General features: G+C 63.2%; 12 protein-coding genes. 6 read left to right on the top strand and 6 right to left on the bottom strand.

The genetic code is table 11. The annotated features are described in order from the left end of the window. Positions 1 to 4: 4 nt before the first annotated feature. The gene (locus IVB41_RS18095) at positions 5 to 868 is read left to right on the top strand and encodes an ABC transporter permease (protein WP_247433507.1); all 864 of its coding nucleotides are present in this window, start codon (positions 5 to 7) and stop codon (positions 866 to 868) included. Next, positions 868 to 1,683: an ABC transporter permease gene (locus IVB41_RS18090; protein WP_247433504.1), complete on the top strand. Its 816-nt coding sequence runs from the start codon at positions 868 to 870 to the stop codon at positions 1,681 to 1,683. The genes IVB41_RS18095 and IVB41_RS18090 overlap by 1 nt, the downstream gene beginning before the upstream one ends. On the opposite strand, the gene IVB41_RS18085 is transcribed toward IVB41_RS18090, so the two are convergent. Further along, the gene (locus IVB41_RS18085) at positions 1,684 to 2,019 is read right to left on the bottom strand and encodes a hydroxyisourate hydrolase (protein WP_247433501.1); all 336 of its coding nucleotides are present in this window, start codon (positions 2,017 to 2,019) and stop codon (positions 1,684 to 1,686) included. 26 nt (positions 2,020 to 2,045) lie between these two features. On the opposite strand from IVB41_RS18085, the gene IVB41_RS18080 reads away from it, so the two are divergent. From IVB41_RS18080 to IVB41_RS18070, 3 genes are all read left to right on the top strand, one after another. Continuing rightward, complete coding sequence (locus IVB41_RS18080) at positions 2,046 to 3,242, top strand: MFS transporter (protein WP_247433498.1); 1,197 nt, start codon at positions 2,046 to 2,048, stop codon at positions 3,240 to 3,242. Then, positions 3,223 to 4,590, top strand: a complete 1,368-nt coding sequence (locus IVB41_RS18075; RefSeq protein ID WP_247433496.1) for an amidase — start codon at positions 3,223 to 3,225, stop codon at positions 4,588 to 4,590. The genes IVB41_RS18080 and IVB41_RS18075 overlap by 20 nt, the downstream gene beginning before the upstream one ends. A 102-nt stretch (positions 4,591 to 4,692) precedes the next feature. After that, complete coding sequence (locus tag IVB41_RS18070; RefSeq protein WP_247433493.1) at positions 4,693 to 6,387, top strand: MASE4 domain-containing protein; 1,695 nt, start codon at positions 4,693 to 4,695, stop codon at positions 6,385 to 6,387. Between the two features lie 112 nt (positions 6,388 to 6,499). On the opposite strand, the gene IVB41_RS18065 is transcribed toward IVB41_RS18070, so the two are convergent. From IVB41_RS18065 to IVB41_RS18045, 5 genes are all read right to left on the bottom strand, one after another. Then, positions 6,500 to 7,417: a DUF2950 domain-containing protein gene (locus tag IVB41_RS18065; protein ID WP_247433490.1), complete on the bottom strand. Its 918-nt coding sequence runs from the start codon at positions 7,415 to 7,417 to the stop codon at positions 6,500 to 6,502. Continuing rightward, a complete protein-coding gene (locus IVB41_RS18060) occupies positions 7,414 to 9,051 on the bottom strand; it encodes a DUF3300 domain-containing protein (RefSeq protein ID WP_247433487.1) in 1,638 nt (545 codons plus the stop codon). The genes IVB41_RS18065 and IVB41_RS18060 overlap by 4 nt, the downstream gene beginning before the upstream one ends. A gap of 104 nt (positions 9,052 to 9,155) precedes the next feature. Then, positions 9,156 to 10,523, bottom strand: a complete 1,368-nt coding sequence (locus IVB41_RS18055) for a TAXI family TRAP transporter solute-binding subunit (RefSeq protein ID WP_247434809.1) — start codon at positions 10,521 to 10,523, stop codon at positions 9,156 to 9,158. A 113-nt stretch (positions 10,524 to 10,636) separates the two neighbouring features. Beyond that, positions 10,637 to 11,869, bottom strand: a complete 1,233-nt coding sequence (locus IVB41_RS18050) for an HlyD family secretion protein (protein ID WP_247360152.1) — start codon at positions 11,867 to 11,869, stop codon at positions 10,637 to 10,639. Then, positions 11,862 to 12,269, bottom strand: coding sequence for a hypothetical protein (locus IVB41_RS18045; RefSeq protein WP_035962349.1), 408 nt, complete (start codon positions 12,267 to 12,269; stop codon positions 11,862 to 11,864). The genes IVB41_RS18050 and IVB41_RS18045 overlap by 8 nt, the downstream gene beginning before the upstream one ends. A 181-nt stretch (positions 12,270 to 12,450) precedes the next feature. Between IVB41_RS18045 and IVB41_RS18040 the strand changes: the two genes are divergently transcribed. Beyond that, the gene (locus IVB41_RS18040) at positions 12,451 to 12,903 is read left to right on the top strand and encodes a hypothetical protein (protein ID WP_247433482.1); all 453 of its coding nucleotides are present in this window, start codon (positions 12,451 to 12,453) and stop codon (positions 12,901 to 12,903) included. Positions 12,904 to 12,923: the final 20 nt, after the last annotated feature.

The raw sequence follows: 12,923 nt of genomic DNA, 5'->3' as shown, positions 1-12,923 counted from the left end.
GACGATGGGCGCAGCACCGGCACCACGGGACGTGACCTCCCACGGGATGGGATTGGCAGTGCCGCTGGCGCTGTTCTTCCTGGTCTTCTTCGTGGCGCCGCTGCTGCAACTGCTTTGGCTCTCGCTCCACAACGACACGGCCGCGCTCCATTGGGGGCTCGGCCAATATTTGCACTTCCTCACCGACCCCTTCAGCCTCAGCGTGCTCGGCTCGACGCTGCTGCTCGGGGCGGAGGTGACAGCCGTCTGCCTCGTGCTCGGCTTTCCCATCGCCTGGCTCTACCAGCGGGTCGGGCCGCGGCTTCAGACCATCATTATCCTGATCGTGCTACTACCGCTCCTGACCAGCGTCGTGGTGCGCACCTTCGCCTGGATCGTCATTCTGGGCCGCCAAGGCATTATCAACGCGACGCTGCAATCGCTCGGCATCATCGATACGCCCCTAAAACTGCTCTACACCCAGTTCGGCGTCGTGCTCGCGCTGGCGCAAGTGCAGATGCCGCTGATGACGCTACCGCTGATCACCGCGCTCGGCCGGATCGACTCCAATCTCGACGATGCCTCCTGCTCGCTCGGCGCCGGAAGCTGGCGCACCTTCTTCAAGATCGTGCTGCCGCTGTCGCTGCCCGGCGTGATCGCTGGTTGCACACTGACCTACGCCGCCGCAATCACGGCCTTTATAACCCAGTCGCTGATCGGCGGCGGCCAGATGCTGTTCATGCCGATGTATCTCTATCAGCAGGCCTCGACGCTGCAGAACTGGCCGTTTGCCTCCGCAATCTCGATCATCTTTTTGCTGGCCGTGCTCGCGGTCGTTTCCGTCTTCACCACACTCGGCCGCCTGTCGCGCGGCTATGGAGGTGCGTGATGAGCCGGCGCAAGCCTACTCTGGAGGCGTTCAGTTTCGAGCTGGTCATGAGCCTGATCGCCGTGATCGCGCTGATCATCATCATCGCGCCGTCGCTGGTGGTGTTGATCGTCTCCTTCACCAGCGGCTTCTCGCTGCGTTTTCCGCCGCCGGGCTATTCGCTGCGCTGGTACGCCGAATTGTGGAACGCCTGGCAGCTGCACTTCGCAGCCAAGAACAGCCTCATCGTGGCACTGTGGGCGACGGGCCTGTCGGTGGTGCTCGGCGTTGCCGCCGCGCTCGCGATCTCGCGCTCGCCGAGGCTGTCGGCCCGGCTGCTCGATTCCCTCTTCATGTCGCCGCTGGTGCTGCCGGCGCTGGCCTTCGGCCTGGCCGCGTTGATGCTGTTCTCGTTGGTCGGATTGCCAGTGTCGCCGCTGACATTGGTGATTGGCCACACCGTCGTCTGCGTCCCCTATGTGGTGCGCAACACGATTGCCGCGCTCGCTCAGCTGGAGCCGACCCTGCTCGAAAGCTCGGCGGTCCTTGGCGCGAGCCGGCTTTACACGTTCCGGAGGATTGTGCTGCCGCTGATCCGGCCGGGCATCATTGCGGGCGCTTTCATCGCCTTCATGTCGTCCTTCGACAACGTGCCGGTGTCGCTGTTCCTGCGTGATGCCGCCACCGACATGCTGCCGATTCGGATGTGGCAGGACCTCGAAGGCAAGCTCGACGTCACCATCGCCGCGCTGTCGGGCGTGCTGATCATCACAACCGTAGCGCTGGTCGCGATCATGGAGCGTGTCACGGGACTGTCGCGGCGGCTGACCAACTGATCAGGCGCCGCGGAACAGCGAATAGCCCCAGCGCGTGAATTTCAGCGGTAGATGAAAATGCTCGTCGACATCCTTGATGCGAAAGCGGAACGGCGTCACCGTAAGGAACGCCTCGCGCTCGCCAAAGAACTCGCCGAGATGAAACAGGACCTCGTACTCGCCTGCCGTCACGCCCGCGCCCTGCGCAACGGGATGATCGAGCACGCCGTTGGCACCAAGCCGACCGTCGGCGACGCGCAGCGAGTCCGGATCGATCCGCCAGATCTCGACACGCAGACCCTGCGCCGGACGTCCGCTTGCCACATCGACCGCGTGAATGGAAATACCGCCTGCCACAATGTTCCTCCCGTGAGCGCAGCACCATGGTAGACGCAAACACGGCCGTTCGACCAGCGCCGGCATTGCTGCCGGCGCTTGGCGCCATGACCTCACTGCAGGCGCTGGTGGCGCTGGCTCTGTTCGCGCCGGGCGTGGTGGCACCGCGCGCCCAGATCGAAGTCTGGCAGCTCTCGATGTTCTCCTGCGCCGTGTTCGCGGTCGGCATTCCCGCCTCGTTCTGGGGCGGCGGGTTCATCGCCCGCTTGGGCTCGCTGCGGATCGCGAGCCTCTGCGCGGCGGCGATCATCGCCAGCATGGCGCTGGCTTCGCTCGGCTCGACGGCGGCCCTGCTCGCAGCCGGCCTCTGTCTTGGCCTCACCTTCGGACCGGAGACGCCCGCAAGCGCGGCGCTGCTGGCGCGGCTCGTGACGACCGAGCGGCGCGCGTTCGTGTTCTCGGTTCGCCAGACCGGAAACCAGATCGGCGCCGTCTGCGGCTCGCTGGTTCTGCCCGCGATCGCAATCTCGCTCGGGCCCGCCTGGTGCTATGCCGCCGTGGGTGCCTGTGCGCTGCTGGCGATAGCGTGGTTCGAGTGCTTGCGGCCGGCTTACGCCGCCAAGATCATTCCACAGCCACAGCTTGGCCTTCGCATGCGGCTGGCATTGGTGACCGCGGATCGACGCATCGGAATGCTGGCGCTGGCCTCGATGCCGTTCAGCGCAATGCAGGTGTCGCTCAATACGGTCTTCGTCACGCTCGGCACCCGCGAACTCGGCCTCAGCCATGTCGAGGCCGGTATGGCGCTCGCCTGCGCCCAGGCCGGCGGGCTGGTCGGCCGGCTCGGCTGGGGCCTCGTCGCAATGCGCCTCAACGCCTCACGCGGAGTTCTCGTCGTCATCAGCCTCGGCATGACTTTCTGCGCCGCGCTGCTGGGTCTCGATGGCGCATCGCTCGGACGGACGGGCCAGTTTGCGATTGCAACTCTGTTCGGCCTGACGGCCTCGGGCTGGAACGGTGTCTTCGTGGCCGAGATCGCCCGCCTCGCGCCGCAGGACAGGATCGGCGAAACCACCGGCGCGGTGCTGACAGCATCCTACGCCGGCCTCTTGGCGGCACCGGCACTGGTGTCGCTCCTGGACGGCGCAGCCAGTCTCGGTGCCGCCTTCTTCGCCTTGGCGTGCCTCGCCCTCTGCGGCACATTGGCACTGATCTGGGGAGGCCATGACAACCCGAAAAAGTAGCGCGTGCGAGATTGCGGCCGACGTCTCCGCCGGACGGACGAGTGCGGTCGAGACCGCCAAGGCCGCGCTTGCGCGCATCGAGGCCGCCAAGGCGCTGAACGCAGTGGTGACGACCGCTCCCGCGCGTACGCTTGCCGACGCCGCAGCGGTCGACGATCGCCTGCGCGCCGGCGAGACGATGCCGCTCGCCGGTGTCCCCGTCGTCGTCAAGGACAACATCTGGGTCGGCGGCTGGCGCGTAACGCAGGGCTCTCGCCTGTTCGCCGATTTCATTGCGCCGCGCGACGCGATTGCGATCGAGCGGCTGCACAAGGCCGGCGCCGTCGTCGTCGGCATCGGCGCAACGTCCGAATTCGCCTGCAAGGGCGTGACAACCTCGCCGCTGTATGGGCCGACGCGGCATCCGCTCGATCCCACGTTGACACCCGGTGGCTCGTCGGGCGGCCCTGCTGCCGCGGTTGCGGCCGGCCTCGTGCCGCTGGCGATCGGCACCGATGCGGGCGGATCGAGCCGCAGGCCGCCGGCTCATGTCGGCATCGCCGGGTTCAAGCCGTCGTATGGCGCGATCCCCTATGGGCCCGGCTTCGCCGAACCGTTCTTCGGCCTCTCCGTCATCGCGCCGATCGCCACCGATATCGCCGATATCGCGTTGGCGTTCGAGGCCATGGCCGGTATCGATCCGCGCGACCCGGATTCAGCCCCCATCGCTCAAGGGGCTAAAAACATCGCCGGTCTGCGCATCGCGTTCTCGCCACGCCTTGGGCTCGACGTCGCCGTCGATGATGTTGTCGCTAACGGGCTCGTTTTCGCCATCGCGCGTCTCTCCGCCGCGGGCCTCGGCATCGCGCAGCGCGATCCCGTCTGGCCGCCGGGCGCGACGGAAGAAGCCATGATGCCGCTTCAGCACGCCGGCCTTGCCGCACTCTATCGTGACGCCTTCCGCGAGGATCCGACCGTCTTCGATCCTGACATCGCCAGGCAGATCGAGCGGGGGATGTCGTGGTCGGGCGCCGACGTTGCCGGTGCGTTGCTGGCAAGTGCCGGGATCGCCAATGCTTTCGCGGCATTCTTCGCCGAGGTCGATCTGCTGCTGGCGCCCACCGTCCCCTGTGTCGCGTGGCCATTCACCCAGTCCGGACCCGACAGGATCGGTGGCCGCGCGGCGAGTCCGCGCGCGCACGCGGCGTTAACTCCCTTTGTCAATCATGCCCGCCTGCCGGCGATTTCGATACCGTGCGGAACGGATCGGTACGGGCTTCCATTCGGCCTTCAGGTCGTCGCCGCGCGCGGACAAGACCGCACGCTGCTTGAAGCAGCGCAAGAGATCGAGGCCATGTTGCGAACATAAGTCCGGCCGTCAGATGTCTCTTCCGAACACGCCGATCCCCCTTATGGGCTTTCAACGGGCGCGGGGACGAGTAAGATGCTGTCTCGTGGTCTCGGAGGCGGAATGAGCCAGCGCAAGTTCATGGGACTTGGCGGCGGTGCGACAGCATCGGGGCCGGGCATTGCGCGAGCGAGCCAACGATCGGCCAACGCAGCCGCCGAGCCCGCCTACGATGATGAGCAAGAATTCCCATTGATCATCGCGAACATGCCCGCAACCCCTCGCCAAAAGGCCTGGGCGGTGGGTGTCGCCGTCTTGCTCATCGTCCTTGCAGCGGCCATCGCGCCGTTCGCCCGGATCCAATTGGGCCAGATCAATGGTTTCGTTCCAGTATTGCAGACCGCGTTGGCCCTGGCCGAATTCATCACGGCAGCCCTGCTGTTTGCTCAATTTTCGATCCAGCCTCAGCGGGCACTTCTCGCACTCGCGAGCGGATACGTTTTCAGCGGATCGTTCGCATTCCTGCAAACGCTCGCCTTTCCGAACGGATACGCCACCGCAGGTGTCATTGGAAATGGACTGGATAGCCCCGCTTGGCTTTACGTGCTTTGGCACACGGCTTTTCCCGCGGCTATCCTGGTGTACGGATTCACAAAAGATCACTCCGCCGCCGGCCGACCAGGCAGACCTGCAATAGCCGCGATCGCACTAGCTTTCGGCTGCATCGCTGCCACCGTGGCAGCACTGACGTGGATGGTGACCGCGAAAGCCGAATTTCTCCCTAGCTTCTACGTGAACGACGTCAGGCATCAGACCCCTCTCGGTAATCAGGTCAACCTGATACTTTTGCTTTGGAATGTGACCGCTCTCACCGTCCTGTTTGCGCGCATGCGCACCATTCTTGACCTTTGGCTAATGGTGACTTTACTCGCCTACCTGCCCAATTTCCTGGTGGCGATCATCGGCAGCTCGGTTCGGTTCACCATCGGTTGGTACGCAGCACGCGGTTTCGTTCTGGTCGGCAGTTGCATGTTGCTGACCGTATTGCTCATCGAAACGATGTTTATCTATTCGCGCCTTGCCAGCGTCATTGCCCTGCAGCGACGCGAACGAGCGAACCGGCTTCTCAGCATCGACGCGGTCACTGGCGCGATCGCCCATGAGCTGAGGTCGCCATTAGGGGCCATCTCGCTCAATGCTGCGACAGGGTTGAGTCACTTGCGAGCTGCCTCCCCTGAACTCGAGGAACTCGAGAACATCCTCTGTGACATCGAAGCCGACGGCGGTCGGGCGGCTGACATCATATCGAGCATTCGCGAGATGACAATCAAAACGGCGCGCGGCGGCGCTTCGGCAAACGTCGAGGACATCGCGGAGCTTACGCTGAGACTGTTGAAGCACGATCTCCTGGCCAATGGCGTATCAGTGACGACGGAGCTTCAGGGCAACATACCTCCAGTCGCACTGGACGGCACTGAGCTTCAGCAGATTGTCCTGAACCTCTGCAAAAACGCGATTGACGCAATGAGTTCTGTCCCCGCCGACCAACGAGAGCTCCGTCTGAAAACCGCCCTCGATGGTGGCGCAACGGTCCATTTGTCCGTCGAGGACTCGGGCACCGGCATCACACCGCGTCATCAAGAGCGCATCTTCGACCCTTTCTTTACGACGAAGCAAGGCGGTATGGGGTTGGGACTGGCCATCTCCTCCAACCTGGTCGCAAGGTGCGGAGGAAAGTTGAGGCTGGTCAAATCGGACGTCAGGGGCTCCGTTTTCGAGTTGGAGATGCCAATCTCCGCTCCCACTTCGTCGCAATGACACTACGAGGCCGTCACATCGCTCCGCCTTTCGCTCACTTCATAGAGATCATGATCGCGCTAAGGTTGGCGACCGATACGAGGGTGCCAGACGCACTATCTGCGTGCGTCGCTCAGGGTTTTGTACCATCGACCTTCTTCCAGGTCTGGTCCGGATCGAATGCAGTCATGCGGGAAACGAGAACCTTGGTCCGATAACCGAGATCCTTCTGATAGATAACGCCCGCATGGTTGACCAGGAAGGTCATGACGCCGGAATTGCCGTACTCGGCAGGCCAGGCGACCAGTGCAAAACCTCCGAGCATCTTGCCCTTGACCACATAGTTGAGCGCGCCGCCTGGCGCGTTCGACCCCTGCCCCTTCAGGATCCGGAAATAATAGCCGTGGTAGGGCGCCGCACCCTCCTCGGCCTTGTAGCCTTCAGCCGAAGCCTGCGCTGCTAACGCGCCAAGCGGGCTCTGGTCATTGTCGTCACGCCAGAACAACCCGTCCTTCTTGCCCGCGCTGCTGACGATGCGTTGTGCGTACACGCCGGCCCCCTCGCCGCGATCCTTGTCGGCGTAGTCGTTCTCGGCATCGACAAAGGCGAGACTGGTCTGGATGGCGTCGAGCTCATTGCGGCCGATGCGGCGATAGAGCACCTCGATGCGACCTTCGGCGATATCGAATTCCCAGCCGGTCCTGGTGTTGACGAGCGGGATCGGGAACGGGAATTCGTCCGGACCCAACATCAGCATTGCCTTCTTGTTACCCTCCGCTTTGATCGAATGCTTGGCGTCGTACATCGAGGTGAAACGTTTCCGGATGTCGATGTCGGCGACCTCATCACCGGACGAGACGATGTCCTCGGCAGCGCTGCCGAGCACTTTCAGGACGGCCCGTTCCGGTCCGCTCTTGACGGCCGACGCGAGCGCCGCCGCTGCATCCTCCGGTGTCGGATACGATTGCTGCGCCCGGGATGGCGAACTCGTGAGCGCCAGCGCCATGATGGCCGGCAGGGCGACGCGATGAAGCGACTTGAAGCTTATCATGGCATCACCTGCGCAGGAATCGTCGCGCCGCCGGCGAGCCAATCCCGATACGTACGGAATTTTAGACCGAGCTTCTCGTAATAGACCCGGAGATAACCATCGGCTCCGCGGGTAACGGCTTCTGGCTTCACCTCTTCGACTTCCTGCGCAATGACCCCGACATAGGCCTTGTCGCTGCCGATATAGCTGAAGCGGTAGTAACCAAGGCCGCTTGCGAGATGGCCGAGCAGAACGACATCATGCTTCAGCCCGATATCGGAACGCCGTCCGCCACCGCCACCACCACCACCGCGGCCACCGCCACCGCCACCCTGGAAGCCTCCGCCGCCGCCTCGGCCGGCGAAGCTCGCACCTCCGCCGCCGCCACCGCGCGGTCCCATGCTCGCCAAGCTCGCCTGGCCACGGGCCGATGCTGCAGCCGCCGAGCGGCCCGACGACACGTTCAGGGCGCCGCCACCCCCGCGGTTCGCTGCCTTGGCGCCACCGCCGCCCTTGGCACCGCCCGCTTTAGAGCTGGCACTTTTTGCGCCGGCATTCTTGGCACCACCACCCTTGGCCGCGCGATCGCCACCACCTTTAGCACGATCGCCCCCCGCCTTGGCACGATCCCCCGGGCCTTGTCGGTCACCGCCTCGATCACCTGCGCGTTCGCCGGCACGATCTCCCGCACGAGGCCGATCCTGTCCCGGCTTCTGCTGTCCGTCGCGGCCGCGGAAATCCATCCGGTCGGCGGCGCCGGCCTTCAGATTGCTATTGCCGAAGCGCTGCTGAACATTTGAATTGTTGTAGCGAACGCCCTGGCGATGCGACGGATTGTGTTGCCAGGCGTTTCCGATGTTGGTAGTTCGGTGATTGATATAGACGTTGCGGTTGCCCCAGTTGCAGCCGCCGCCCCAATAATTGCCCCAGCGGCCAATGGCCCAAGCCGTGCCGAATGCAAGACCAGCCGCGACCACACCCGCGCCGATATAGGAGGGATAGCCAAAGTAATACGGTGGATACTCGGTGTAGGACCACGCGCCGTAGACTGTCGCAGGCTCGTAGTACGGCACGTACATCGTGTCGGGAACTGCCGGCTCGATCACGACCACCTGCCTGCTTTCCTCGGTCTTAACGCTGACCTTCTGCTGCGTGGTGGTCACCAGCTTCTTGTTGTCATAAGCCTTGGTCCGCAGCCGCTGCACCGCATCCATCAGATCCGGTTGCTGCGCGAGCACGGCGTCGCCCAGCGCCTTGGTCCAGTCGAGCTTGTCGCTCATCATGGTCAACACTTCGGCGGTTGAGGCCAGCGCCTTGACGCTGTCATCCCAAGGCTGCTTCTCGACTTCAGTCTTCAGGGCATCACCCTTCAGAGTCTTGCGCTCTTTCAGCCAGCGATCGGCCTGAACGACTTCCAAGGGATAGGTGGACGCGGCCAGCATGTTTGCAAGCAGTTCGTCCGGATAGAGCGCAATCGGTGCGACCAGAGCTTCGAGCTGCTCGGGCTTGAGCAACTCAGCAGCCGCTGGAGGCTTGCCGGCGGTTTGGACTTGGCTACTTGGGGCCGCCGGAGCGTCTGCGGTTTGGGCTACTGCGGCGACCGGCATCGCCAAGAGCAACGCCATCGCGATCAGAGTGTTCCGGCAACGAAGCATCACGTCCTCCCTTGAGCTCCCGTTGGACCAAGCATCTTGGACGATCAGTGTCTTCTATTGATCAAGATCAAAGAAGATGGAGCTCTCCCGGAGGTCGGAGCTATTCACTCCGCGGCCGGACGTTCGATCCGGTCGATGTCCGGCCGCACCGCTTGGCCGCTGCTGCCCAGCCGCGCAGAAAGTAAGATCCGGCGATCGTGGATCAGGCTTTGAAGGCGGTGCGCGGCTACATTCAGTGTGGAGACATCGAGCGCATTCTCGTCTCCTGCAGCGGCCTTGGCGCGCTGGCCCTGGAGCACCCGGTCGATCTCGACCTCGATATCGGACAGTTCGGCCTCCGCCTCAGTCCTGCGTATCCGCGCGCCCAGCGCATACAGCAAGTCCAGGCCCCGTTCGTCTTTAGAGGAATCACGCACCTGAAGGAATTTCCAAGCCGCCGCCAATACGGAGATGAGGCCGCCGAAAATCATGGGCGCGAGGAAGATCGCGTTTCCCCATTCGTCCAGAAAGCTCTGCTGCGTTCCGTTGTAGAATGCTGCGGCGCCGGGATGGACCGGGAGGAAAGCGTCCGAATCCGTGCTCGGCGCGGTCATTTGCGAGAGGATCGGCAATTCGCCGAGCAGGTCCCTGCGTGCCTTCATCAGCGCGTCGGCCAGGCTGCCCGCCACCTCTACGCTGAGCTGCTTTTGCGCGACCACATAGAACGAAACCCGCAGCGTGGTGAGATCCTCGCTCGGGACAGGCGGCGAACCGCGCAGCGTGCCCTTCGGGACATCGAAGCTTTCGTAGGCGCGCTGCTTTTCCGCGATGGCACCAGCCGCCTCGACGGGAAGGAGGACCGGCGCGGTCTTCGGGGTCTGCAGAAAGAGGCCGCGCAAGAGGGCCAGATACTTTTCGACAAGAGGAACGACGATCAAAATCGCCCGTACCTCCTTGGCATCGAGTGCCCGCCGCGCGTCTGCCGGTTGGAGATTGCGGAATGTCACGTTGGCGCGTCCAAGGCCGTATTCGTCGCTGAGGACGTCGACGACCTTGCGATTCATCTCGCCGCCGATCACGCCGACGCTGGTGCGCTTCAGACCAGCGATTTCGGTAATGGAGGAGCCCGGCGGCGCAACCAACAGGACGACGGCATGGGCGAGGACCGCGATAGCCTGCGCCTGCGATAGGTCGCCGACGTCACCGCGAACGACAGCAAGCTCGACCTTTTCCGCCGCAAACTGCTCGGCAGCATCAAGCGCGTTGGTGGTTTCCACCAGCTTGAGCCGGACCGGTGCGTTCGCGACGGCAAGCCGGCTTGCCAAAGCCGATACCAGACGCGTGGCTTCGCCATCCAGCGATCCGACCGCGATGGTCAGCGTCGTCGGGCGAGAGTACCAGCGGTAGCCGAACAGGCCAGCTCCAAGCACAAGCACAACAGCGCTGGCGACAATGATAGAACGAAGCCAAACCGGCATTCTCGCAGGGACCATGTGGCGCTCACAGTTGATATGCGCTCGGTGGTCGGACTGGCTCATGAGGCCAGACCGGCTCAACTGAGGCGCATCGCTGAACCGAAGTGCGATTCAAACCAAAGCGAAGCCTGTCAGTGCCCGCTCAGCACCAACGTCTTGATCGGCAGCAAGAGCGCCTGAATTCGCAAGAGCATGGCGTGCACGAGGCCAACACCATCGACGACGTGCAAGGCAATTGCCCGCCCCGTGCCCGTCTCCTTCGCGGAGATCTCCTCATGATTGCTGGTATAGGCATTGACGATGCAGCTGCTGCCCGGCGTCACGCCTTCTAGCCCGCCCTTGTAGAGCGGCTCCAGGAAAGCCAGAATCGTTCCAGGTCGCCCGACATTCTGCGCCTCGATCAGTTGCTCGCCGGTTCGGAACTGCCCGGCCGCGATGAAATCCTGGACGCTGGTGACGACCATGGGAATGATCACCCACGGCTTCGAGATGCAGGTTGCTTCCGCCACCATGCCGACCTTCATCACCTGCGCCTCGATCTGACCAAAGCCGGCCTGCAAGGCGCGCCTGCCGGCACCGTCCGGAACCAGCACGCCGGCCGGGCGCATCAGCTGATTGACGACATCGCCGGTGCGGACCAGGAATTGCTCCACGCGGCCGTCGACCCCGGCGCGAACAAAGGTCTTGTCCAGATCAACCTGCGCTTCCGCCAAGGCCGCCTGGGCGCTCGCCTTTTCAGCCGGCAACAGCGTTGAAAGTCGCAACGTCGCTGACGTCTTGGACGCGGTGGCAGAGTCCACACCAGCCTGCCGCTGATTGACCACGACCTGTAATTTCTCGATATCGCGCTGCGGGACGATACCGGGGTTGCGGCGTTGCAACTCCGTCTTGACATCCAGCTCGTCCTTGGCCTGCTGAAGGCTGGCCTTGGCTTCCTGGATTTGCGCTTCGGCTTTGACGACGTCGTTTTCGGCGCTTGTCATCGCAGCGTCGACCTCGGCGATCTTGCGGGTGGCTGTTTCCAAAGCAGCCTTCTGCTTCGAACCGTCCAGCCTGAACAGCACGTCACCCTTCTTCACGGCCTCGCTGTAGCCGACATTGACTTCCGCCACCCGGCCGGAGCCCTCGGGCAGGATCGGCACCGTGCGAAAATAGAGCGTGGCCGAGGTGGTTGACGGGTGAAAGTAGAAGATCATGGTGATCAGAGAAATCGTCAGCATCAGGCAGCCGGTGATGCCCCATCGCAATTCATACCAGATGGAAAAGAAGGTGATCTCCTTGCCGAAACGTTTGCCCTGGGCATAGCGGCGGTAGAGGTAGTCCGGCAGGATGGTCAGAAGGGAGCAGAACATGAGCTCAAACATGGCTATGCTCCTTCTTGGCGATCGGCTTCTCGACCGGCGGCAAGCCTGGTAGTTCGGGCTCCCGACCCTCACCTGGCGCGGCGTCAGCGATCCTCTCGACCGAGCCTGCGATACTCCGCAGCGGCGTGCCGAAATCTGGCAAGTCGATCATCGCGAGCAGAAGGCCGGCCACCCAGAAAATGTGCATGTGCGTAAAGAGCGAGATGATGCCCAGCACGGCCACGATCTCGAACTGCAGCTTCTGCGACTTGTGCGCCATTCGTTCGGGCAGGCTGTGCAGCTTCCAATAGAGCGTACCGACCCAGAGCACGGTGCCGACCAGGAAGATTCCCATCACGACCATCAACACGTCCGTGCCGCTTCCCGGCGCGAGATAGAACGGCAGATGATGCGGGGCCATCGGATGAAGTTGCTCGCTCAATGGTCGCCTCCACAGAAGGGATCAGGGCGGTCTGCGCGCCGGCTCGTTACCGTGGCCGCGCAGGTGAGAAAATTGCTTGATATGAATCAAAGGTCCGAACGGCGCGAAACCTAGCTTAGCCCTGACTCCGCTCCCACAGCAAGCCAGGAACGTACCAATCATGCCCGGCATCGATGAGCTCATTGCCAACGCACTGCAAATTCGCAAGGAAGCTGCACTCGAGGAAGCCAGAAAGGCCGAGGAATATGTTCGCCTCGCCGCCGCGGCCGAAGCCGAGAAGCGCGACTTGATCGAACGGCTGAGCAAACCGTCCGGCAAATCCGAGGAGGAGAAAATCAAGCTCGCCTCGACCATCATCCAGCGCGCGGTTCGCAACGGCCTGACCGAAGTGCAGGTCTATCGCTTCCCGAACACCCTGTGCACCGACAAGGGCCGCGCGATCAACCAAATGGAGGCGGGCTGGGAGAAAACGCTGACGGGAATTCCAAAAGAGATCTTCGAGCTCTGGTCCGAATACCTCAAGCCTCGCGGCTATCGCATCGGCTATCAGGTCATCGATTTTCCTGACGGCGTGCCCGGCGACATCGGCGTCATCATTTCCTGGGGCGACTGATCACGTTTCGGCCGAGTTAA

This window comes from Bradyrhizobium sp. 44 (assembly GCF_023073095.1).
In the GTDB taxonomy this organism is placed as follows: domain Bacteria; phylum Pseudomonadota; class Alphaproteobacteria; order Rhizobiales; family Xanthobacteraceae; genus Bradyrhizobium.
The sequence above is the reverse complement of the archived record's forward strand: the minus strand, read 5'-3'. Positions and strand labels throughout refer to the sequence as shown.